At 70.5% G+C, this 20,004-nt stretch carries 23 protein-coding genes; 10 read left to right on the top strand and 13 right to left on the bottom strand.

Annotated elements, in window-relative coordinates; translation table 11 throughout:
• Positions 1–121: 121 nt before the first annotated feature.
• A complete protein-coding gene (locus tag QBE02_RS11430) occupies positions 122–661 on the top strand; it encodes a DUF6611 family protein (RefSeq protein WP_279365817.1) in 540 nt (179 codons plus the stop codon).
• Positions 662–674: 13 nt separating this feature from the next.
• Here QBE02_RS11430 and QBE02_RS11425 read toward each other — a convergent pair whose 3' ends face one another.
• Both QBE02_RS11425 and QBE02_RS11420 read right to left on the bottom strand, forming a co-directional pair.
• On the bottom strand, positions 675–1,436 hold the full coding sequence (locus QBE02_RS11425) for an SDR family NAD(P)-dependent oxidoreductase (protein ID WP_279365816.1): 762 nt from the start codon (positions 1,434–1,436) through the stop codon (positions 675–677).
• A 220-nt stretch (positions 1,437–1,656) separates the two neighbouring features.
• Positions 1,657–2,013, bottom strand: coding sequence for a hypothetical protein (locus QBE02_RS11420; protein ID WP_144783945.1), 357 nt, complete (start codon positions 2,011–2,013; stop codon positions 1,657–1,659).
• A 125-nt stretch (positions 2,014–2,138) separates the two neighbouring features.
• Here QBE02_RS11420 and QBE02_RS11415 point away from each other — a divergent pair, with 125 nt between their 5' ends.
• A complete protein-coding gene (locus QBE02_RS11415; protein ID WP_279365815.1) occupies positions 2,139–2,723 on the top strand; it encodes a YdeI/OmpD-associated family protein in 585 nt (194 codons plus the stop codon).
• A 20-nt stretch (positions 2,724–2,743) separates the two neighbouring features.
• Entirely contained in the window at positions 2,744–3,433 is a 690-nt protein-coding gene (locus QBE02_RS11410) for an SGNH/GDSL hydrolase family protein (protein WP_279365814.1), read from the top strand.
• On the opposite strand, the gene QBE02_RS11405 is transcribed toward QBE02_RS11410, so the two are convergent.
• The 4 genes from QBE02_RS11405 to QBE02_RS11390 all read right to left on the bottom strand — a co-directional run bounded on the left by QBE02_RS11405 (position 3,428) and on the right by QBE02_RS11390 (position 5,331).
• Entirely contained in the window at positions 3,428–4,060 is a 633-nt protein-coding gene (locus tag QBE02_RS11405) for a Pr6Pr family membrane protein (protein WP_279365813.1), read from the bottom strand. The genes QBE02_RS11410 and QBE02_RS11405 overlap by 6 nt on opposite strands.
• A gap of 40 nt (positions 4,061–4,100) precedes the next feature.
• Positions 4,101–4,538 carry a BLUF domain-containing protein gene (locus QBE02_RS11400; RefSeq protein ID WP_279365812.1) on the bottom strand — a complete coding sequence of 146 codons (438 nt, stop codon included), beginning with the start codon at positions 4,536–4,538 and terminating at the stop codon, positions 4,101–4,103.
• Complete coding sequence (locus tag QBE02_RS11395; RefSeq protein ID WP_279365811.1) at positions 4,535–4,819, bottom strand: hypothetical protein; 285 nt, start codon at positions 4,817–4,819, stop codon at positions 4,535–4,537. The genes QBE02_RS11400 and QBE02_RS11395 overlap by 4 nt, the downstream gene beginning before the upstream one ends.
• Positions 4,820–4,941: 122 nt before the next feature.
• The gene (locus QBE02_RS11390; RefSeq protein WP_279365810.1) at positions 4,942–5,331 is read right to left on the bottom strand and encodes an ester cyclase; all 390 of its coding nucleotides are present in this window, start codon (positions 5,329–5,331) and stop codon (positions 4,942–4,944) included.
• A gap of 131 nt (positions 5,332–5,462) precedes the next feature.
• Between QBE02_RS11390 and QBE02_RS11385 the strand changes: the two genes are divergently transcribed.
• The 3 genes from QBE02_RS11385 to QBE02_RS11375 all read left to right on the top strand — a co-directional run bounded on the left by QBE02_RS11385 (position 5,463) and on the right by QBE02_RS11375 (position 8,618).
• The gene (locus QBE02_RS11385) at positions 5,463–6,170 is read left to right on the top strand and encodes a ThuA domain-containing protein (RefSeq protein ID WP_279365809.1); all 708 of its coding nucleotides are present in this window, start codon (positions 5,463–5,465) and stop codon (positions 6,168–6,170) included.
• On the top strand, positions 6,143–7,228 hold the full coding sequence (locus QBE02_RS11380) for a Gfo/Idh/MocA family protein (RefSeq protein WP_279365808.1): 1,086 nt from the start codon (positions 6,143–6,145) through the stop codon (positions 7,226–7,228). Before QBE02_RS11385 ends, QBE02_RS11380 begins: the two co-directional genes overlap by 28 nt.
• 70 nt (positions 7,229–7,298) lie before the next feature.
• A complete protein-coding gene (locus tag QBE02_RS11375) occupies positions 7,299–8,618 on the top strand; it encodes a cytochrome P450 (protein ID WP_279365807.1) in 1,320 nt (439 codons plus the stop codon).
• Between the two features lie 250 nt (positions 8,619–8,868).
• Here the strand turns inward: QBE02_RS11375 and QBE02_RS11370 are convergent, their stop codons facing one another.
• From QBE02_RS11370 to QBE02_RS11350, 5 genes are all read right to left on the bottom strand, one after another.
• A complete protein-coding gene (locus QBE02_RS11370; protein ID WP_279367883.1) occupies positions 8,869–10,320 on the bottom strand; it encodes an amino acid permease in 1,452 nt (483 codons plus the stop codon).
• Positions 10,321–10,471: 151 nt separating this feature from the next.
• On the bottom strand, positions 10,472–11,470 hold the full coding sequence (gene corA / locus QBE02_RS11365; RefSeq protein WP_268102715.1) for a magnesium/cobalt transporter CorA: 999 nt from the start codon (positions 11,468–11,470) through the stop codon (positions 10,472–10,474).
• Positions 11,471–11,541: 71 nt separating this feature from the next.
• The gene (locus tag QBE02_RS11360) at positions 11,542–11,868 is read right to left on the bottom strand and encodes a DUF3140 domain-containing protein (protein ID WP_279365806.1); all 327 of its coding nucleotides are present in this window, start codon (positions 11,866–11,868) and stop codon (positions 11,542–11,544) included.
• 70 nt (positions 11,869–11,938) lie between these two features.
• Positions 11,939–12,847 (bottom strand): EamA family transporter, encoded by a 909-nt coding sequence (locus tag QBE02_RS11355; RefSeq protein ID WP_279365805.1) that lies wholly within the window; start codon positions 12,845–12,847, stop codon positions 11,939–11,941.
• Positions 12,848–12,854: 7 nt separating this feature from the next.
• Positions 12,855–14,126 (bottom strand): serine hydrolase domain-containing protein, encoded by a 1,272-nt coding sequence (locus QBE02_RS11350; RefSeq protein ID WP_279365804.1) that lies wholly within the window; start codon positions 14,124–14,126, stop codon positions 12,855–12,857.
• 188 nt (positions 14,127–14,314) lie between these two features.
• Here QBE02_RS11350 and QBE02_RS11345 point away from each other — a divergent pair, with 188 nt between their 5' ends.
• Entirely contained in the window at positions 14,315–14,968 is a 654-nt protein-coding gene (locus QBE02_RS11345) for a heme oxygenase (biliverdin-producing) (RefSeq protein ID WP_279365803.1), read from the top strand.
• Between the two features lie 3 nt (positions 14,969–14,971).
• Here the strand turns inward: QBE02_RS11345 and QBE02_RS11340 are convergent, their stop codons facing one another.
• Entirely contained in the window at positions 14,972–16,345 is a 1,374-nt protein-coding gene (locus tag QBE02_RS11340; protein ID WP_056224774.1) for an ATP-dependent DNA helicase, read from the bottom strand.
• Between the two features lie 108 nt (positions 16,346–16,453).
• Here QBE02_RS11340 and QBE02_RS11335 point away from each other — a divergent pair, with 108 nt between their 5' ends.
• Positions 16,454–17,281, top strand: a complete 828-nt coding sequence (locus tag QBE02_RS11335) for a hypothetical protein (RefSeq protein WP_279365802.1) — start codon at positions 16,454–16,456, stop codon at positions 17,279–17,281.
• A 161-nt stretch (positions 17,282–17,442) separates the two neighbouring features.
• On the opposite strand, the gene QBE02_RS11330 is transcribed toward QBE02_RS11335, so the two are convergent.
• Positions 17,443–17,991, bottom strand: coding sequence for a MerR family transcriptional regulator (locus QBE02_RS11330; protein ID WP_279365801.1), 549 nt, complete (start codon positions 17,989–17,991; stop codon positions 17,443–17,445).
• Positions 17,992–18,042: 51 nt separating this feature from the next.
• On the opposite strand from QBE02_RS11330, the gene QBE02_RS11325 reads away from it, so the two are divergent.
• Complete coding sequence (locus QBE02_RS11325; RefSeq protein ID WP_279365800.1) at positions 18,043–18,876, top strand: NAD(P)/FAD-dependent oxidoreductase; 834 nt, start codon at positions 18,043–18,045, stop codon at positions 18,874–18,876.
• Between the two features lie 42 nt (positions 18,877–18,918).
• The gene (locus tag QBE02_RS11320) at positions 18,919–19,998 is read left to right on the top strand and encodes a hypothetical protein (protein WP_279365799.1); all 1,080 of its coding nucleotides are present in this window, start codon (positions 18,919–18,921) and stop codon (positions 19,996–19,998) included.
• The last annotated feature ends 6 nt before the right edge of the window (positions 19,999–20,004 follow it).

Raw genomic sequence — 20,004 nt, 5'->3', positions numbered from 1 at the left:
AGTTATCCACAGCTGTGGAGACGGCTGTTCGCCGGTGTGCACGACTCGGACGCGTTGCGCCTGCCGCATGGGTATCGTGAGGATCCTCGCGGGGCGAATCGGGTGAGCGCACCATCGTTACGTGCGATCGAACACCGGCTCCCCCTCTCACGTCAGCGGCACCTGGGGCTCGTACGAACGACGGCTGAGCGGACACGGGCTCGTCGTCGAGCACCTGCGGGTGCTCCCCCCGAACGGCACCCCCGAGGAGCGGCTCGCCTGGAACGCCGCCGTCATCTGGCCCACCGTCGGCTTCTTCTGCGGGATCGCCGCAGCCGTCCTCGTGCACCACGCCGCCTCCGTCTCGTGGAGCGTGGCGCTCGGCGCGGCCGTGTGGCTCGGACCGTGGGCGTGGCTGGTGTGGCGGAGCCGACCGTTCGCGCGTCGCGTGCGCGAGTCGTGGCAGATCAGCGGCGCGGGCGTGTGGATGACCGACGCCTCACCGCTGCGCGATCACGCGGAACGGCTGGACGAGGCCGGGCGATGGACTGCCGCGACGGGGAGCCGCGCGCACCTGATGCTCACCTGGGGCGACGTCTATACGGCACTGTCGCCCGCGCCAAGGCGCACTCCCGCCACGCTCGTGGAGCACATGACCGCAGTGCGTCCGGCGGGATCCTGACTCGTGCCGGCCGTCACGTGCGCAGGTGCGAGGCGCCGTTCAGATCGAGGATCGTTCCCGATGCCCACTGCGAGCCGGGCGCGCTGAGGTACACCACGGCATCCGCCACCTCTTCGGGCGTGGCCACGCGACCGAAGGGACTTTGATCTCGGATGCCGTCACCCTCCGCCCCGGTCAGCTTCTGCTGCTGCCGGTCGGTACCGACGAAGCCGGGGGCGACGCTCGTGACCGCGATGCCGTGGGGCGCGAGAGCGACGGCGACGGATTGACCCATCGCGTGCAGGCCCGCCTTCGCCGCACCGTAGGCGGGGAACTCCGGCTCGCCGCGAAAGGCGCCGCGCGAGCCGACGTTCACGATCGACCCCGGCAACCCCCGCTCGATCAAGGATCGCGCGACGAGGAAGACCATGTTCGCGGGGGCGTTCAGGTCGACGTCGACCATCCGCTCCCACGTGCGATGCCAGGTGGCGTAGTCGACGGTAGCGATCGGGTGCGAGGTCTCGGGGCTCGGGGCGATCGCGGCGTTGTTGACCAGAACGTCGATGCGTCCGAAGGCCGAGAGGACATCGCCGACCACGCGCTCCGCCGTCGCCGGGTCGGACAGGTCGCCGCCGACGAGCAGATGCCCGTCTCCGCGGAGCAGGGCGAGTGTCTCTTCGGCGGCGGCGCGGTCGTGGCCGTAGTGGACGGCGACGCGGTCGCCGCGTGAAGCGAGGGCGACGGCGATGGCCCGACCGATCCCGCGCGAGGCACCGGTGACGAGGGAGTGCAACATGCCCCCATCCTCCCGGTACGAGCGTCCGGGCGGCACCGCGAAACGGCGGGCCGCCCGAACTGTCCGGGGCTCACGCACCGGGGCGATGAACCGGTCACCTCCGGTGCGGATGACCCACGCTACGTCCGAGCGCGGGAGCGGGGGTGGGCTTGACGAGCTCCCTCACGGGGTGCGGGGGCCGACGGCCGTGCGAACACGGCCTGACCAGGGGCGGGCCCGCTCAGGCGCGGGTGAACCCGTCGAGGTCGGGGTCCCAGAACGCGTCGGGGTTCGCGTCCTCGCTCGGCTGCTCGACGGCGATAGCCGGCGCCTGGGGGAAGCGCTTGTGCTGACGCAGCTCTTCCGCCGCCCACGAGAAGTCGGGCTCCTCACCCGTCCAGTCGGCCGGAGCGCTGAGGACGTCGTTGCCGACGCCGATGACGAGCTCGGCCTCCTCCTCACCGCCGTCGGTGACGATCGGGATGCTCACGGCCTCCGCCTGCCCCTCAGCGGCGATCGACGCCGTCAGCTGGACCAGGGCCTCCGCCACGTCGTCGGTCGTGGTCACGGTCTCACCGGCATAGGTCACACTGCGCATTCAGCGATGATCTCCTCTCGAGCGCGTCGGCGGGGGCCGGTTGCCGTGGGGCGCCCGCTCCGATAGGGCGCGCGTGTCGGGGGTCCGCGCTAAGGTCCGGTGAGCCGTCGGAAAGGACCGCGATCGTGCCTGAAGCCCCCGAACTGATCGTCGACGACGCCGCACGATGGCGGTCGTGGCTCGACACCCACGAAGACACCAGCGACGGCGTGTGGCTGGTGCTCGCCAAGAAGGGCACGACCTCGCCCACGTCGCTCTCTTACGCCCAGGCCCTCGACGAGGCCCTCTGCAGCGGGTGGATCGACGGGCGGAAGCAGTCTCGGGATGCCGCCACCTTCCGGCAGCACTTCACCCCGCGCCGCGCCCGCTCGGTGTGGTCGAAACGCAACGTCGATCACGTGGCACGCCTCACCGACGAGGGCCGCATGCGCCCGCGCGGGGCCGACGAGATCGCCCGCGCCCACGCCGACGGCCGCTGGGAGCGCGCGTACGAGGGCTCCGCGGCGATCGAGGTGCCGGCCGATCTGCGCGCGGCGCTCGACGCCGTCCCCGACGCGGCGCGCGCTTTCGACGCCCTGACGAAGGCGGAGCGCTACTCCGTCCTGCACCCCGTGGTCACGGCGGCGACGCCGGCCACCCGTGCGGCGCGCATCGCACGCCACGTCGAACGCCTCTCCGCAGAATCGGTTCCCCCGGCCCCCGAGCAGTGATCGCCGCCGAGAATGGGGTCATGCGTGCGCGACGACTCCTCGGCCTGGTCTCCGCGGCATCCTTCCTCCTCATCGTCTCGGGGTGCGCGGCCCCGACCGCGGCACCGGCCCCCGCCGCGACCGGCCCGGTCGTGTCGTTCTACGGCGATTCGTACACGCGCGGCACGGGTGCGAGCGCAAACGACAAGCGCTGGTCGACGATCGTCTCGGCCGAGCGCGGGTGGCAGGAGATCAACCGCAGCGAGAACGGCCTGGGGTTCGTCAACCGCCGCGCCTCGATGGGGCCGGGCCTCGACGACATCCCCTCCCAGGTGATCGCGGACGATCCCGACCTCGTCTTCGTCACGATGGGCCTGAACGACAACTTCAGCTACGACCGCGCGGCCGACCGCATCCGCGAAACGATCGACAGCGACCTCGAGCGCTTGCGCGCGGGCCTGCCCGACGCGCGCATCGTCGTCGTCGAGCCCTTCTGGTACACCGCGGACCGCCCGGCGTCGGTCGACGTCATCGCGGGGTGGGTCGAAGACGCCGCCGCGCGGATCGGCGCCGACCACATCGCGGGGGCCAGCCACTGGCTCGATGGTCACTACGCCGATTCGTCCGACAGCTGGATGGCCGCCGACGGCCTGCATCCGAACGACACCGGCTACGCGTACATGGCGGAGCGGATGGATGCCGCGCTCCGCGCCCTCGACCCGCCGCTATGACGACGGGGCGCGTCGGGGTCGACGACCGAGCGCCCAGACCGCCGTGGCCGCGAGCAGGAGCAGGGCCAGGATGCCGACCACGTGCAGAACGAGAGAGGCGAGACCCCGCTCGGGCAGAAGGAAGCCGTAGGGCACCCATCCGTCGGTGGCGCCGCGCACGAGGACGACCGTGACCCACACCACGGGGTACGGCAGCACCCACCAGAGGTGGCGCCACGCGAGTCGGGGACGATCGGGAGCCGTGGCGATGTCGACGACGACGAGCAGCGGGAAGACGAGGTGCAGCACCGTGCTCACCCACGGTGGGGCCGATCCCGTCCCCGGGACGAGACCGTTGTAGACGACGGCGACCACGATGAGGCAGGCCGCCCCGATCGCCCACGCGAGAGCGAGCCCGACGGGCACGGGTCGATCCGCCGCGCCCCGGGCACCCACGCCGATCAGCACGAGCGCCGTCAGGCTGCTCGTCTGATTGGTGAAGTACCCGAAGAAGTCGAAGAAGCCGGGGTCGTCCGCGGCGATGCGTAGCCCGTAGGCGAACAGCACGACCCCGAGCACGCCCACGGCGGCGGCGATGCGGGCGACAGAGCGGGCGCGTCGACGAGAGCCTGCGGGGTGGGAGGTCACCCCGCGACGCTACCGCGCCCGACCCGTGGGGGCCTCTGCGTCAGTCGTCGCTCGCGGTCCGGGCGCGGAACCACACGGTGAGTTCGCGCACGGCGCGGATGCTCGCGTCCTCGTCGTCGGCCTCGAGATCGTCGAAGGTGTCGCGGAACCCCTCGGGAGCGGGAGTGGTGGGGGTGCCGATCGGCTCGTACCCCATCGTCCACTCGGTGAATCGACGGTCGTCGATGTGCTCCGTGAGCAGCACGCGGACACCGGTATGACGCGGGTCGCGACGGATCTTCGTCATGAGCTCGTCCACGGCATCCTGCGGCCCCTCGAGCACCTGGAAGAAGCGTCCGCGACGGTACAGCAGCATGCCGGTGAGGTCGTGCTCGTGATTCGAGCGGCGGCTCTGCGCGAGCAGGTCGTGCAGCCGGTCGTCGTCGAACGGCTCGGCGGCCGCGCTGACGTAGGAGATGGAGACGAGGTCGGAGCTCATGAGGCCTTCTCGCCGTCGATCGACCGAGGCGCGGGAACCCGCACTTCGCGGAGGGTGATCTCGGCGTCCTGCGGGGGCTGATCGTTGGTCACGGCGGCCATGGCGGCAGTGAGCGCGTCGAAGCGGCCGACGAGGCGCGAACGACCGTCGTACGCGAGCAACGCGCCGTCGGTCTGGCGGTCGATGTACCCCAGGAACACACCGTTCCTGCTACCGACATGGAAGCCGTCTTCGACGCGAGCCCACACGACTCCGGCGCCGGGGCGGTCGTGAGACACCATGGTCGCCCCTCTTTCTACCCGGGATGGAAACGGGCGAGAGCGACCGTACCCGGACCCCCCGACATACGGCCGCCCTTGACAGATCGCGCGACGCGATAGACCCCGACCGCACGCGCTCCGACTCAGCCGAGAGCGAGAAGGATCTGCGCGGGATCGTCGGTGCCGCTCGCCTCGACGATCCGGCCGCGCTCGAGACGGTACATCGCGAAAGACGCGATGTTCACCCGCCGCCGAGTCGGGCTCACGTGGCCGAACGAGCCCGTGTGCGATCCCCCGCCCCGCAGGTGCACCGCCAGACGGTCGTCCTCGACGATCAGCTGGATGCGTTTCCACTGCCAATCCGGGAAGCCGTGCCACAGTTCGGCGAGGTCGGCGATCCAGGCCTCCGCCCCCGCGGGAAGGTGCGCACGACGCACGGCGGGGTGCAGCAGCCCGCGAACCGCTTCGAGGTCGTGGCGGTTGAGTGCCTCGAGATAGTCGGCGAACCACTCGCGCGTCTCCCAGACCTCCACAGCTCCATTATCGGACGGGATGCCACGGGCTCGGCCCGTTCGCGCAGGGCCCTGGGCCATGTCGGTGGCCGACGGTAGCGTGAGGCGTCGATACGGGAGCCGGAGCCGGCATCCGGAGCGGAGGAGGGACGATGACGTCACGGACGGCGCTGATCGTGCGCGGCGGGTGGGACGGGCACCACCCCGTCGAGACGACCGAGATGTTCCTGCCGTTCCTGCGGAGCAACGGCTTCGAGGTGCGGATCGAGGAGTCCCCCCGCATTTACACCGACGCCGATGTCATGAGCGGTGTCGACCTCGTCGTCCAGGCCGTGACGATGAGCGAGGCCGACGCCGAGAGCATCGAAGGTCTCCGCGCGGCGGTGGCCGCGGGCACGGGTCTGGCCGGGTGGCACGGCGGGATCGTCGACTCGTACCGCCACGACGCCGCGTACCTGCAGCTGGTCGGCGGGCAGTTCGCCGCGCACCCCCGGAAAGACCCGGGCGACCGCGTCGATCCGGCGACCGACGCCTTCGTCGAGCACCGTATCGAGATCACCGACCTCGGGCGAACGCATGAAATCACGAGCGGGATCGACGACTTCCCCCTCGTCACGGAGCAGTACTGGGTGCTGCACGACGACCTGAACGACGTCCTGGCCACGACCACGCACCCGGTGCGCGGTGAGGAGCCGTGGCACCGACCGATCGTCTCCCCCGCGGTCTGGACGCGCGAATGGGGGCGGGGGCGCGTCTTCGTCGCGACGCCCGGTCACGACCCCGGCGTTCTGACCGACCCGCACGTGCGGACCATCATCGAAAGGGGACTGCTGTGGACGAGCCGACGCGCATCGGGCTGATCGGCCTCGGGGTCATCAGCGACCAATACCTCCGCACCCTGAGGGACCATCCCGCCGTCCGGATCGTCGCCGTTGCCGACCTGCGCGCCGATCGCGCGGCCGAGGTCGCCGAGGCCCTCCCCTCGGCCCGCGCGCTCGGCGTCGACGAGCTGCTCGCCGCGGACGACGTCGACGTGGTCGTCAACCTCACCATCCCCGCCGCGCACGCCGAGATCGCTCGCGCCGCGATCGCCGCGGGCAAAGGCGTGTTCGGCGAGAAGCCGCTCGCCACGACGCTCGCCGACGCGGAGCGCGTGATGGCGGATGCCACGGCCGCCCGCGTCGCCGTCGGGAGCGCCCCCGACACGGTGCTCGGCACGGGGGTCCAGACGGCCCGGGCGGCCATCGAGAGCGGCCTCATCGGTCGGCCGACGGCGGCCACCGCGACCTGGGTCTCGCCGGGCCACGAGCATTGGCATCCGAATCCCGACTTCTACTACCGCGAGGGCGGAGGGCCCCACTTCGACATGGGGCCGTACTACCTGACCTCTCTTGTGCACCTGCTCGGCCCGGTCGTGTCGGTCAGCGGAGAAGTCTCGCGTGGGCGGACCGAACGCGAGATCGGGTCGGGGCCGCGGGCGGGCGAGCGCATTCCCGTCGAGGTCGACACCCACGTCACCGGCACCCTCCGGCACGCGAATGGCGCCCTATCGAGCGTGACGTTCAGCTTCGACGCGGGCGGGACCACGGCCGCGCCGATCGAGGTACACGGCGAAGCCGGGTCGCTGGCCGTCCCCGACCCGAACGACTTCGACGGCGAGGTGCGTCATCACGCCGTCGGCTCGGACGGGTGGGTCGCCCTGCCGGTGAGCGCGGGGTACGTGGGGGCGGGGCGAGGGGTCGGCCTCGTCGACATGGTGCGGGGCCACGGGCGGGCGAGCGGCGAGATCGCCCTGCACGTCACCGAGATCGTGACGGCGCTCCCCCTGTCGGCACGCGAGGGCCGACGGATCGACCTGCGCACGACGCCCGCCATTCCACCGCTCGTGCCGTTGACGCCGCCGGAGCAGTGGCGCTGAGGGTTATCACACCGACCCGCGGTCGCGCCGCCCCCTCGGCGGCCGTCGCTCCGCGTGGAACCGTGAGGGCATGGCATCCCCCCTCGCCCTGCTCCGTGATGACTCGCTCTCTCTTCTGATCCGTGGATACGGCTTCGGCTCGCACCTGTGGCGTCGGGCCGACCGCGGTGCCCGCGCCGTGCCGTTCCGCCTGCTCGGGCGTGAGGCGCTGTTCGTGCGCGGCGAGGAGGGGGTGGAGCTCTTCTACGACGAGTCGCGTATCCGTCGTCACGGCGCCATGCCCGCCTTCATCCAGGAGTCGCTCTTCGGCCACGCATCGGTGCACAGCCTCGACGGCGCCGAGCACCGCCACCGCAAGGCGACCTTCGTCGACGTGCTGTACGACGACGTTGAGGTGCAGCGCCTGCTCCCCGAGCTCGACGGGCAGTGGCAGCGCGAACTCGACGCCTGGGTCGCCGGCGGCCAGCGTTCGGCGTACGACGCGGCGGTGGGCGCCCTCGGCCGGTCGATCATGCGCTGGGCCGGGATCCCCGGTACCGCGTCGGCGCAGACCCGCTGGGCGAAGCGCCAGGCGCAGATCGTCGACGGCTTCGGCGTCCCCTACTCCCCCGAGTTCGCGCTCGCGCTCATCAACCGCCGGTGGTCCGACCGTCACGCTGCCGAGCTCATCGACGCGGTACGCGCCGGCACCCTGCGCCCCGCCGAGAACACGGCCCTGCACGCGTGGGCGCACCACCCCGACGAGGACGGCGAACTCCTCTCCGCGAAGACCGCGGGGATCGAGCTGCAGAACAGCTTCCGGCCCATGATCGCCGTCTCGCGTTTCGTCGCCTTCGCCGCGAAAGAACTGCACGACCGCCCCGAGTGGCGCGAGCGCATCGCCGCCGAGACGACCGAACGCGGGACGCTCGTCGGCGGAGAGCTCGCGATGGCCTTCGCGCAGGAGATCCGCCGCACCGCCCCCTTCGTGCCGATGCTGCCCGCGTGGGCCGAGACCGACATCGAGCTCGACGGTCAGCGCGTGCCGGCGGGCGGGCGGGTCGTGCTCGACATCCTCGGCACCGACACCGACACCCGCGAGTGGGAGCGTCCCTCCGATTTCGCCCCCGAGCGCTTCGTCGGCGTCGACGACTACGAGGCGATCCGCGCGTTCGTCCCCCACGGCGGCGCCGACGTCCGCACCGGCCACCGCTGCCCCGGAGAGAAGCTCGCGATCGCCGGGCTCGCGGCATCCATCGCCGTCCTCAGCGACCCGCGCATCCGCATCAGCGGCCGCGGGCTCGAGGTGAACAGGCGACGGATGCCGACCAAGCCGCGCTCGGGTGGACGCGTGCGCCGGGCGCATGCGCCGTCGTCCTGCCCGTTCCACCTCGGTCGGTCCGCGCGCTGACGCGGTCCGGCACCGCGCTGCGCCCCACGAGAACGGGGGATGCGACGAGAACAGTCCGATCCGCGCCGAATCGGCCTGTTCGGGTGCCAATCCGGTTCTCGTGACGCCCCCAGGCGGATCGGCACCGACGCTCCGGCCTGCAGCGCCGCCGGTCACTCCTCACATCGCCAGCGCGCCCGGCGCGCCGGCGGGCTCGGCGGGCTCGGCGCGCAGGCCGTTGCGCAGCGCCGCGCGCGGGTGCCGCGCGGGCTCAGTCCTTCTTGTCGCGCGGCTTCGGGAAGGGGCTCGGCACCACCGGCACCGTGCCCGTGTACCCCTCGCGCTCGGCCGCCAGCTCCGCGATGCGCGTGCGGCACGCGAACCACCCGATCGTGATGGCGATGCTCGCGATGACGGCCACGAGCAGGGTCGCGGGCGAGTCGATGAACACCAGCACGAGCACGATGGCGAGGAACAGCAGCGTCGCGTAGCCCGTGTACGGCGCCCAGAACAGTCGGAAGGCCGGGCGCACCAGCTCGCCGCGGTCGGTGAGGCGCTTGAACTTCATCTGGCAGAGCATGATGGTCGCCCACGTGACCAGGATGCCGACGGCGGCGACGTTCAGCACGGTCTCGAACGCGTCGCTCGGGGCCACGAAGTTGATCACGACACCGAAGAGGGCCACGAACGCGGTGATCGCGATGCCGCCGTAGGGCACGCCCGCCTTGTTCATGCGCGCGGCGAACTTCGGCGCCGAGCCCGCGACCGCCATCGAGCGCAGGATGCGGCCGGTGGAGTACAGCCCCGCGTTCAGCGACGACAGCGCGGCGGTCAGCACGACGAGGTTCATGATCACGTCGACGCCGGGAACGCCGATGGAGGCGAAGAAGGTCACGAAGGGGCTCTCGTCCTTCGAGTACGCGGTGAAGGGCAGCAGGAGCGACAGCAGCAGCACCGAGCCGACATAGAAGACCGCGACGCGGAAGATCACCGAGTTGATCGCGCGGGGCATGACCTTCTCGGGGTTCTTGGTCTCGCCGGCGGCGGTGCCGACCAGTTCGATCGAGGCGTACGCGAACACCACGCCCTGCATGAGGATGATGGCGGGCAGGATGCCGTTGGGGAAGAACCCGCCGTTGTCGGCGATCAGCGAGAACCCGGTGGGCGCACCCGTGGGGGTGCCGAAGACGACGAAGTAGATGCCGACGAGCAGGAACGCCACGAGGGCGGCGACCTTGATGAGCGCGAACCAGAACTCCAGCTCGCCGAACACCTTGACCGAGACGAGGTTGACGGCGAGGACCGTCACGAGGGCGGCGAGCGCCCACACCCACTGCGGGACGGCGCCGATCCACGGCACGTACTTGCCGAAGAAGTTCATGTAGAGCGCGGCGGCGGTGATGTCGACCATGGTCGTCGTGGCCCAGTTGATCCAGTAGAACCAGCCCGAGACGAACGCGGCCTTCTCACCGAAGAACTCGCGCGCGTACGACACGAACGACCCCGACGTGGGGCGGTGCAGGACGAGCTCGCCGAGCGCGCGGAGGATGAAGAACGCGAACAACCCGCACACGGCGTAGGAGAGCACGATCGCGGGGCCGGCCTGCGCGAGGCGGCCGCCGGCGCCGAGGAACAGGCCCGTTCCGATCGCACCGCCGATCGCGATCATCTGCACCTGACGCGACGTCAGGCGCTTGTGGTACCCGTCGTCCTCGAGCTGCACGGTCGAGGTGGTGCGGGGCGGCTCTGCGGCGTCGCTCGAGCGGGGGGAGGAGTCGGTCACGTACCCATCGTGCGAATTGCGCAGCGTCTGTCCAGCAAGCGCGCCGCAGTGTCGGCATCCCGCATCGGATGCCGTGCCCCGGCGGGAGCGTTCAGAGCCACTGCTTGCGCTTGAACGCGAACCACAGTCCGATCGAGGTGGCGGCCATCAGGGCGAGGGCCATGGGGTACCCGAAGGTCCAATCGAGCTCGGGCATGTTCTTGAAGTTCATGCCGTAGATGCCGCCCACGAGGGACGGCGCGAACAGGATGGCCGCCCACCCCGAGATCTTCTTGACCTCTTCGTTCTGCTTCAGCGAGGTCTCGGTCTGTCGCTGCGTCACCAGCGTCGCGTTGACGGTGAGAGCGTTGTCGAGGATCGCCCGGAGCGCCGTGAGCTTCTCGCACTGTCGCAGTACGTGATCGAGCACGTCGCGCAGCGAGCGCTGCAGCTCGAGGTCGACGCCGTACTTGTCGGCCCCGCGCAGCAGGGCTTCGAGCATGTCGCGCAGGGGTTCGGTCGCCCGCTGGAAGTGGATGACCTCGCGCGCGAGCTCGTAGATGCGCTGCGTGAGATCCGCGCCGCCCTCGCCGAACAGCTGGTCCTCGATCTCGTCGACATCGTTCTGCAGGCCGCGGGCCACGGGGTCGTACTGGTCGACGACCTCGTCGAGGATCGCGTAGAGCACCGCCTCGGGACCGCGCGCGAGCAGGTCGGGGTTCTTCTCGAGTCTTCGGCGCACCTGCGAGAGGTCGGGAACCTCGGCGTGACGCACGGTCACGACGTAGTCGGGGCCGATGAAGACGTGGAGCTCGCCGAACTCCACCGTCTCGGTCTCGTCGATGTAGCGCGCGGGTCGGAGCACCGCGAAGAGGTTGCCCCCGTAGCGCTCGAGCTTCGCGCGCTGGTGGCCGGCGAGAGCGTCCTCGACGGCGAGCGGGTGCAGCGAGAACTCGGCGGCGACGCGCTCGAGCTCCTCGGGCGAGGGCCGCAACAGGCCGATCCACGCCATACCGCCGTGGGCCTCCATGTACTCGAAGGTCTGGTCGAGGCTGGCCGGGTTCTCGATGCGGTGACCGTCGACGTACACGGCGCTGTCGATGATGGGCATGAGTCCGTTGTACCCCGGATGCCTATGCGCGCGGGCCCCGTCGCGCCGACCCTCACGATGTCCTTACGGGGTCACTTCTTCGGGTCGTTGCCCCAGTTCATGAGCGAGTACCGCCAGTCGGTGTCGGTGATGTCGCCCTTCGGCTTCTGCGCGCTGTGCCGTTTGACGTAGCCGACGACCTTGCGCATGTGCGCGTAGTCGTCGTCGGTGAGGTCGGCCTTCCTCTTCTCGAGGATGCGCACGATGTGCCGCCCGCTCTCGTGCCCGGTCGACTCCCCGCCGTCCTTCTTCTGGCCGACGGACTTCGACTCGTCGGTGTCGAGCCACTTCTTCAGCTCGCTCGCGGTCATGTTGACCGCCTCGTCGAAATCCTTCTTCGTCTGATCGTCGTCGCTCATCCGGTCATCCTCGCCACCGCCCGGGTGCGCGAGAGACCCCTTGCGGAGTCGCCGGGGTCATGGCATCCGCTCAGCCGATCGGCTCGCTGAGGGGTTCTTCGGCGTCCGGTCCCAAATGCCGCGCCCCGGCGCTGCGGCGCGCGGCGGCGAGGACGGCGCCGATGCTGGCCGTGATCACCAGGGCGATTCCGGCCAGCTCGAGCCACGACAGGTGCTGACCGAGCAGCAGGAACCCGGCGATCGAGGCGGTGGCCGGGCCGAGGCTCATCAGGATCGCGAAGGCAGACGCCGCCAGACGGCGGAGGGCGACGAGTTCCAGGGCGTAGGGGATGGTCGACGACAGCAGCGCGACCGCGGCGCCGAGGGCCAGGATGTCGGGGCGCAACAGGGCCGATCCGGCCTGGGCGATGCCGAACGGCAGGGCGATGACGGCCCCCACGGCCATCGCGAGCGCGAGGCCGTCGAGTCGCGGGAACTCCCGACCCACCCGCGCCGAGGCGAGGATGTACAGGGCCCAGCTCACCGCTGCGCCCAACGCGAAGAGCACGCCGAGGGCGTCCAGGCGGTCCCATCCTCCGGCTCCGAGGGCGACGACGCCGCCCAGCGCGAGTCCGGCCCACACCCAGCGGGCGACACCCGTCGCGGTGAGGATCGACAGCGTGAGGGGCCCGAGCACCTCGATGGTCACGGTCACGCCCAGCGGCAGCCGCTCCAATGCGAGGTAGAACAGTCCGTTCATGGATGCCAGCACCACGCCGAAACCGACCACGGAGCGCCACGCGGAGCCCGTGTGCCCGCGCAGACGCGGGCGGGCGATGATGAGCAGCAGGACGGCCGAGAAGAGCAGCCGCAGCATGACGATGCCGAGCGGTCCGGTCTCGGGGAAAAGCATCACGGCGAACGACGCGCCGACCTCCTGGCACGCCAGTCCGACGAGCACGAGCGAGGCGGCCGACCCCTGCCCGCCGCGCGCGGTCATCGCGGGGTCATCCGGCGGGAGGAGCGCAGATGGCGTTGCCGGCGATGTTGTCACGCATCTGCTCGGCGGTCCACGGCAGCCCCGCCTGCGGAGCCGTCTGCCCCTGGGCGGCCGGAGCCTTCGACGCGATCGCCGCGAGCTCCCAGGCCAGCCACGCGCCCGTGGTCTTGTTGCCGCCGGAGTTGTTCAGCACGACCGCGATGGACATCCCCGTCGTCGGGTCGGCGAAGGCGCCGACCAGGTACCCCGGGGTCGATCCGTACTGACCGATGAGCGATCCCGCCTGGAAGGCGCCGCCCGCGGCGGTGAACCACGTGGGCTGATCGCCGCCGACGGGCACGGGGGCGGCGAATCGGTCGTTCCCGGCGGGCAGGAGCGCACCCGTGGCGAGCGCCTGCGCGTACCGCCCCAGATCGGTGATGTTCGTCACGGCTCCCGCCGCGGCGCCGCCGTAGCTCGAGGACATGTCGGTGTAGTCGCCCGGGTCGGTGCAGTTCCAGGCGCCCTCGGCGTTCTGCTGCGACCAGTAGCCCGAGAGCGAGACCGCTGCCGGATCCGCCGGGGCGGGGTCGGGGAGTCCGGTCGCGCCGAGGCCCAGGGGCTCGGTGACGCGCTCGGCGATGAGCTGGGAGAGCGGCTCGTTGGCGATGCGCTCGGCGGCGAGACCGGCGAGCACGTAGTCGGTCGCCGAGTCGGAGAAGGCCACACCGGGGGCGTTGGTCCGGGGGCTCGCGATGCCGTAGGTCATGAGCTCGCGCGGGTTCCACACGCGCTCGGGGTTCTTCGCCACCTGGCCGTCGAGCACCGAGGTGTAGGACGCGAGGCCCGAGGTGCCGTCGCAGAGTTGACGGAGCGTGATGTCCTCGTACCCGGGGAGGTTGCTGACCCAGTTGGTGACGGGATCGCTCAGCGACGCCTTGCCGTCTGCGGCCAAGCGGTAGAGCACGTCGCACGTCATCGCGCCGGTGACATCGCCCGCGCGGAATCCGAGGTCCGCGGTGACCTCTGCGCCGCCGGGTCCCTGGGTTCCCATGCCCGACACCCACGTGCCGCTCCACGGCGCCCAGACGCCCACGATCGCGCCAGTGGAGCCCGTCGCGGTCATGGCCGCGGTCACGGCGTTCTGCAGCTCGGTCACCGTCGCCTCGGGCAGCGGCGCGTCGACCTGCGCGGGGACGTTGACCGAGACCGAGCCTTCCGGCGTGCAGCCGCTCAGGACGACGGCGAGCACGCTCGCGCCCGCGATCGCGATGGCCGCGGAACGACGCCATGCCCGCATGTGAAACCCCCAGCACTTCCGCGCGCGACGAAGCGCCCGCTCCGAAGATTCAAACACACGGCACCTGAACGAAAGGGCCGCTTGCGCCCCCGTTACCGTCACGTCTGCATCACGACGCGGCTGACGCCGAGCGAGCCCGGAGGGAAATAGGGGTTAGGGGAACCTAACTCTGTGCGTAAGATGGCCGCATGAACGCCGTCGTCCCGTTCTCGACAGCTCTGCGCGAGCGTTCCAGCGACGCGCACTCCCCCAGCGAGTGCGACGGTTTCATGACCGACCTGCTCACGGGCGCCGGCACGCGCGACGACTACATCGCCCTCATCGCCCAGCACTGGTTCATCTACGCGGCCCTCGAAGAGGCGGCGAGCCGCATGCGGACCGATCCCGTGGCATCCGTGTTCCTCCAAGGCCGACTCTCGCGTCTTCCCGCTCTCGAGGCCGACCTGGCCTTCTTGATCGGTGCCGACTGGCGCGAGCGCATCGCCCCTCTTCCCACGACGCAGGCCTACGTGTCGCGTATCCGCCGCGTGGCCGCCACCTGGCCCGGCGGTTTCGTCGCCCACCACTACACCCGCCTGCTCGGCGATCTGTCGGGCGGTCCGTCGATCGGCCGCCTGATGCGGCGCCGGTTCGGTTTCGAGACCAACGGCATCGGCTTCCTGCTGTTCGGCGACATCGCCGATCCCAAGGCGTTCAAGACCGTCTATCGCGAACAGCTCGACGCCGCGCCGTGGGACGACCGCGAGAAGGAGCGGGTGATCGCCGAGGTGCTCGTCGCGTACCGGTTCACCACCGAGCTGTTCGCCGACCTCACCCGCGCGAAGGCCCACCAGGTCGCGTGAGGCTCACGCCTTCGCGGCGTCCTGCCGCGAGAGCCACGCCTGCTTCATGAAGCGTCGGACGTCCTCGTCGACCCGGATGTCGCTCGGCTTGAGCGGCCGCGTGAGGTAGAGGCCGTCGAGCGAGGTGAGACGGCTGAGGGCGACGTAGGTCTGCCCCGGGGCGAAGGCCCCCGCCCCGAGGTCGACGACCGCTCGGTCGTAGGTCTTGCCCTGAGACTTGTGGATCGTCACGGCCCACGCCAGGCGCAGCGGGAACTGCGTGAACTCCGCGACGATCTCGCGCGAGAGGTTCTTGGTCCCCGGGTCGTACGCGTAGCGGTACCTCTCCCACACGGCCGGCTCGACATCGTGCTGGATGCCGTCGACCTCGACGCGCACGCTGTCGCCGGCGATGCGGGTCACGGTGCCGATCGTGCCGTTGACCCAGCGCGGAGCCTCGCCGAACTGCGCGCCGTCGTTGCGCAGGAACATCACCTGTGCACCGACCTTGAGCGTCAGCTCCATCTCGGCCGGGTAGTTCGCCTCGCCGCGCCCGAAGTCGCCCGAGATCTCGGCGTTCGCGGTCTGCGTGCGACCGATGAGCTCATCGAGGTGCTTGCGGTTGATCGTGTTGACGCGGTCGTTGCGGGTCGCGAGCGTGATGATCGGGTGCTCGCCGTCGGCCGGGTGCGGGGGCGTGCGCGCACCCGCGGTGTTGAGCACCCCGGCCATCTCGGCGGTGACCCGGCCGTACCGCACGGCGTTCAGCAGCTGCTTGAACCCGGGGTCGGACTGCCGGTGGATCTCGACGAGCTCGTTCACGTGCAGGTCGGCCCCGTGGCGGCCGATGTCGATGAGACCGTCGCTGGCGGCCTCGCCCGACCACACCTTCGCGTCGAAGAACCAGAACGAGCGGTAGTGATCTCGGATGTAGCGCGCCTCGTCCCCACGCGGCGGCACGGGCGCCAGCTGGTACGGGTCGCCGAACATGACGATCTGGGTGCCGCCGAACGGCTCCGAGCGTCGACCGCGCGCCTGGCGGAGCGAGCGGTCGATGGCATCCATCAGGTCGGCGTTGACCATCGAGATCTCGTCGATCACGAGGGTGTCGATGGCGTTCAGGATCTTGCGCGTGGCGTCGTTCTGGTCGATATCGCCGTTCGCGATGAGCCCGATCGGCAGGCGGAACAGCGAGTGGATCGTCTGTCCCTCGACGTTGAGCGCGGCCACCCCCGTGGGTGCGCAGACCGCGATCTGCTTCTTGGTGTTCCACGCCAGGTGCTGCAGGAGGGTCGACTTGCCCGTGCCCGCGCGCCCGGTGACGAAGACGTGCTCGCGGGTGTCCTCGATCAGCCGGAACAGCGCCTGCTGCTCGGCGGAAAGGGGCGGCGTGGTCACCGGCCCATGCTAGTTCGCGCGGGTCGCCTCGGACGGCGAGCTGGGGATGGGCCCGCCTGGCCTGTGGAAAACGTCGGGGCCGGCACTCGCCGCCGCTAGCCTCCGTACATGGAACCGATGCCGTGGTCAGCGAACCAGCTGAAGCGGCTGAGCCGTCAGATCAGGACAGGCGAGCCCCCCAGCGGCTCGACCCCGTCCTATGGCGAGGTAATGCTCTGGTACAACGACCTCGCGGAATACGTCCAGTCGGCGATCGGGGGGTTGGATTGGACGCCGCTCCTCGGAAGTCGGTCCTACGAGATCACCTCCCGCCCGAAGACGCTGGACACCCTGCGCCAAAAGCTCCAGCGCGACCCCCGCACTCCTCTCCCCAGCGTGCAAGACGTGGCCGGGGTCCGTTTCGAGGCGGAGATGACACTCGACGAGCAGGATGCGGTAGTCAATGCCATCGCGGGCTTGTTCCGACATCCCCTTCCGGACTGCGTCCGAGACATGCGCGGTGCGCCACATTCCGGGTATCGCGCGGTCCATCTGTGGTTGCGGCTCGACGCTCGGGTCGAAGTGCAGGTCCGGACGCACCTCCAGGGCGACTGGGCAAACATGTACGAGGTCGCCGCCGACCTGTTCGGCCGGGGTATCCGATACGAAGCGCTGCCGGAAGGGGAGATCGAGCGTCAGATCGTTCTATCCCTTCGCGCGATCTCGACGAAAAGGGTTGCCCAGATCGAGAAGGACCGCAACGAGATCGCCACTCTCCTGATGTCTCTCGATGAACTTCCCGACGGGATTCGCACCAGGGCGCACTACCGCGCAGCCCGCCGTAGGGTAGAAATACTGGAAGAGCGGAACCTTTCTAACGAGCTGAAGCTCCGCTCTGATCTCGATCGTCTAAGAAATCTGCTGCACGATCAACGCGCGGAGAAAGAGGGGGGCTGATCATGGCTGGATTCGTCATCGAGTACAACCGCCTGAGCGGTGAACGTCGCGTCCACAGCTTCCCCGGTTCGACCGGCCATCGCGATGCGCTCCGTCTTCGTCTTGAGTTGGAAGACGCACGCGAGAGCGACGACTGGGAAATCGTCTCGCTCAACAGCGACTCACTCGCAACGGTTCAGCGCACCCACGCGCGGTACTTCGAGCGCGACCGGCTTACGGCCTGACTCACCCACGAGCGTCGCCTCGGACGGCGAGCTGGGGATGGGCCCGCCCATCGGCTCGGTGTGGACGAGCAGCCACCGCGCCTCCCCCGACAGCACGTCGGCGACGTGGCTGCGGAAGCGCGGGCACTCGGTGATGTCGTGCGCGCGGCAGCGCAGGGCGTGCTCGGTCATGGCGCGGGCCTGGGCGATGTCGGCCGCACGTCGGTCCAACTCCGCGACGTGCTCCTCGAGCACGCGATGCCGGTCGGGGGCTCCGTCGTCGAGCAGCACCCGGATCTGGTCGAGCGAGAGCCCCGCGGCCTTGTTCCGCAAAATCACCGCGATGCGCACGCTGTCGCCCTCGACGTAGCGGCGTCGGCCCGCGGCATCCCGAGCCGGATCCAGGAGTCCCGCGTCCTCCCAGTGCCGCAGGACATGCGTCTCGAGCCCGAACCGCGCCGCCGCCTCGCCGATCGACTCGCCGTCCTTCGCCGCGCTTGACTTCATGTCGACATGAAGTCACAGGATGGACGAGAACGCAAACGGAAGGAGCTCATCGTGTACGACGCGATCATCATCGGAGGCGGCCCCGCGGGCCTGCAGGCGGCCCTCACCCTCGGGCGCATGCACCGCCGGACCCTGCTGCTCGACTCGGGCGACTACCGCAACGGCACCGTGCGCCACGCGCACAACCTGCTGACGAACGACGGGCGCGACCCCGCCGAGCTCCGCCGCCTCGGCCGGGAGGAGATCGCCGCCTACCCCGACGTCGAGATCCGGGATGCCGCCGTCTCGGCCGTCGCCCGAGAGACCGACGCCGTGACCGTCACGGTGGGCGACGAGATCCTCCGCGCCCACGCCGTCATCCTCGCCACGGGGGTCGCCGACCGGCTGCCCGACATCCCCGGCCTCGCCGCGCAGTGGGGCGACCGCGTCGCCAACTGCCCGTTCTGCCACGGTCACGAGTTCGCCGGCCGACCGGTGGCGATCGTCAACGGCAGCGCCCACGCGGCAGCCCTCGGACGCATGCTCGAGCCCGTGGCATCCGAGGTGCACCTCGTCGATCCCGCCGACCTCGTGCGCGTCGCCGGGACGACCGACGGTCTCGCGCTCGAGCGCACCGACGGCTCGGCGCTCGAGGTCGCCGGGGCGTTCGTCGCCCCGACGTGGAGCTCACGGGCCGGCTTCGTCGAGGGGCTCGGCGTGGAGCTGCAGGAGTCGGGGGCCGTGCGCACCGATCCCTTCGGGCGCACGAGCATCGAGAACGTCTACGCGGTGGGCGACCTGGCGCACCCCGATCACCTGCCGGGACCCCTGTTCTCGCTCGCCGCAGCCATCGCCGGCGGTCAGCTGGCGGCGGTCGCGATCGTGCAATCGCTCGTCATGGACTGACGCGCGCGGCGCCTCCACAGGAGCTTTTCCTACACTGGAGGCGTGGACACCGCAGGCGGGGGCCCCGCGACGCCCGAAGGCGTTCGCGGCGCGCGCGCACGCCCCGCGGCCACGATCACCGGGATCGTCCTGGTCGGCGTGCTGCTGATCGCCGCGCTCGGGGCGGGAGCCGCCTCGCTGTACCGCGAGTTCTACAGCCCCCGCGCCTTCGTCCAGCACTACCTCGAGCTCCTGCAGGAGCGCCGCACGGCGGAGGCTCTCGCGGTTCCGGGCGTGGCCGTCGACTCCGCCGAGCTGCAGTCGGCGGGCCTGCCGGCCACGGCATCCGAGGCGTTGCTGCGCCCCGATGCCCTGACGTCCTTGACGGATGCCGAGATCACCGGCGAGAGCGCCGACGGCGACGAGACGCAGGTCACGGTCTCGTACACCGCGGGCGGGTACGCCGGAAAGACGACCTTCTCGGTGCAGCACGACACGAACGAGGGCCTGCTCCCCCGGTGGCGGTTCGCCCGCAGCCCGCTGTCGGTGATGAAGCTCACGGTCGAGGGATCGATGCGATTCGCCGTGAACGGGTTCGAGGTCGACAAGCGACAGGTCTCGGTCGACGGGGCCGACGTCGATCCCACGTCCGCTGTCCCGCTCCTGGTGTTCTCGCCGGGGCTCTACTCGGTCGACGTCGACACGGCGATCTCGGCGACCCCCGGTGTCGCCGTGCTCGCCGACGCGCCGCTGGCCGGCATCCCGGTCGACGTGCAGGCGCAGCCGACCGACGAGTTCATCTCGGTCGTGCAGTCGCGCGTCGAGGACTTCTTGACCACGTGCGCCCAGCAGAAGGTGCTGCAACCCACCGGCTGCCCCTTCGGTTTCACGGTGCGCAACCGCATCGACGACGCGCCCACCTGGTCGATCGTGCAGCAACCCGAGGTGACCGTGGTCCCCGACGGCGCCGGGTGGCGCATCCCCTCGGCGAAGGCCGTCGCGCACATCGTCGTCGACATCCGCTCGATCTTCGACGGCAGCGTCCGCACGGTCGAAGAAGACGTCGCGTTCCGCGTCGACGGCGAGATCACGGTGCTGCCGGACGGCACCGCCTCGATCCTCGTCGGCGGATCGTCCGACTGAGTCCCG

It is taken from the genome of Microbacterium testaceum (assembly GCF_029761935.1).
In the GTDB taxonomy this organism is placed as follows: domain Bacteria; phylum Actinomycetota; class Actinomycetes; order Actinomycetales; family Microbacteriaceae; genus Microbacterium; species Microbacterium testaceum_A.
Note: the sequence above shows the minus strand (reverse complement) of the source record. Positions and strands in the feature narration are given on the sequence as shown.

Coding starts and splice junctions, on each gene's coding strand:
- QBE02_RS11345 (WP_279365803.1), top strand. CDS start 14,315: ATGAACGCCGTCGTCCCGTTCTCGACAGCTCTGCGCGAGCGTTCCAGC.
- QBE02_RS11375 (WP_279365807.1), top strand. CDS start 7,299: ATGGCATCCCCCCTCGCCCTGCTCCGTGATGACTCGCTCTCTCTTCTG.
- QBE02_RS11425 (WP_279365816.1), bottom strand. CDS start 1,436: ATGTTGCACTCCCTCGTCACCGGTGCCTCGCGCGGGATCGGTCGGGCC.
- QBE02_RS11410 (WP_279365814.1), top strand. CDS start 2,744: ATGCGTGCGCGACGACTCCTCGGCCTGGTCTCCGCGGCATCCTTCCTC.
- corA (WP_268102715.1), bottom strand. CDS start 11,470: ATGCCCATCATCGACAGCGCCGTGTACGTCGACGGTCACCGCATCGAG.
- QBE02_RS11420 (WP_144783945.1), bottom strand. CDS start 2,013: ATGCGCAGTGTGACCTATGCCGGTGAGACCGTGACCACGACCGACGAC.
- QBE02_RS11395 (WP_279365811.1), bottom strand. CDS start 4,819: ATGGTGTCTCACGACCGCCCCGGCGCCGGAGTCGTGTGGGCTCGCGTC.
- QBE02_RS11385 (WP_279365809.1), top strand. CDS start 5,463: ATGACGTCACGGACGGCGCTGATCGTGCGCGGCGGGTGGGACGGGCAC.
- QBE02_RS11400 (WP_279365812.1), bottom strand. CDS start 4,538: ATGAGCTCCGACCTCGTCTCCATCTCCTACGTCAGCGCGGCCGCCGAG.
- QBE02_RS11350 (WP_279365804.1), bottom strand. CDS start 14,126: ATGCGGGCATGGCGTCGTTCCGCGGCCATCGCGATCGCGGGCGCGAGC.
- QBE02_RS11335 (WP_279365802.1), top strand. CDS start 16,454: ATGGAACCGATGCCGTGGTCAGCGAACCAGCTGAAGCGGCTGAGCCGT.
- QBE02_RS11330 (WP_279365801.1), bottom strand. CDS start 17,991: ATGAAGTCAAGCGCGGCGAAGGACGGCGAGTCGATCGGCGAGGCGGCG.
- QBE02_RS11355 (WP_279365805.1), bottom strand. CDS start 12,847: ATGACCGCGCGCGGCGGGCAGGGGTCGGCCGCCTCGCTCGTGCTCGTC.
- QBE02_RS11360 (WP_279365806.1), bottom strand. CDS start 11,868: ATGAGCGACGACGATCAGACGAAGAAGGATTTCGACGAGGCGGTCAAC.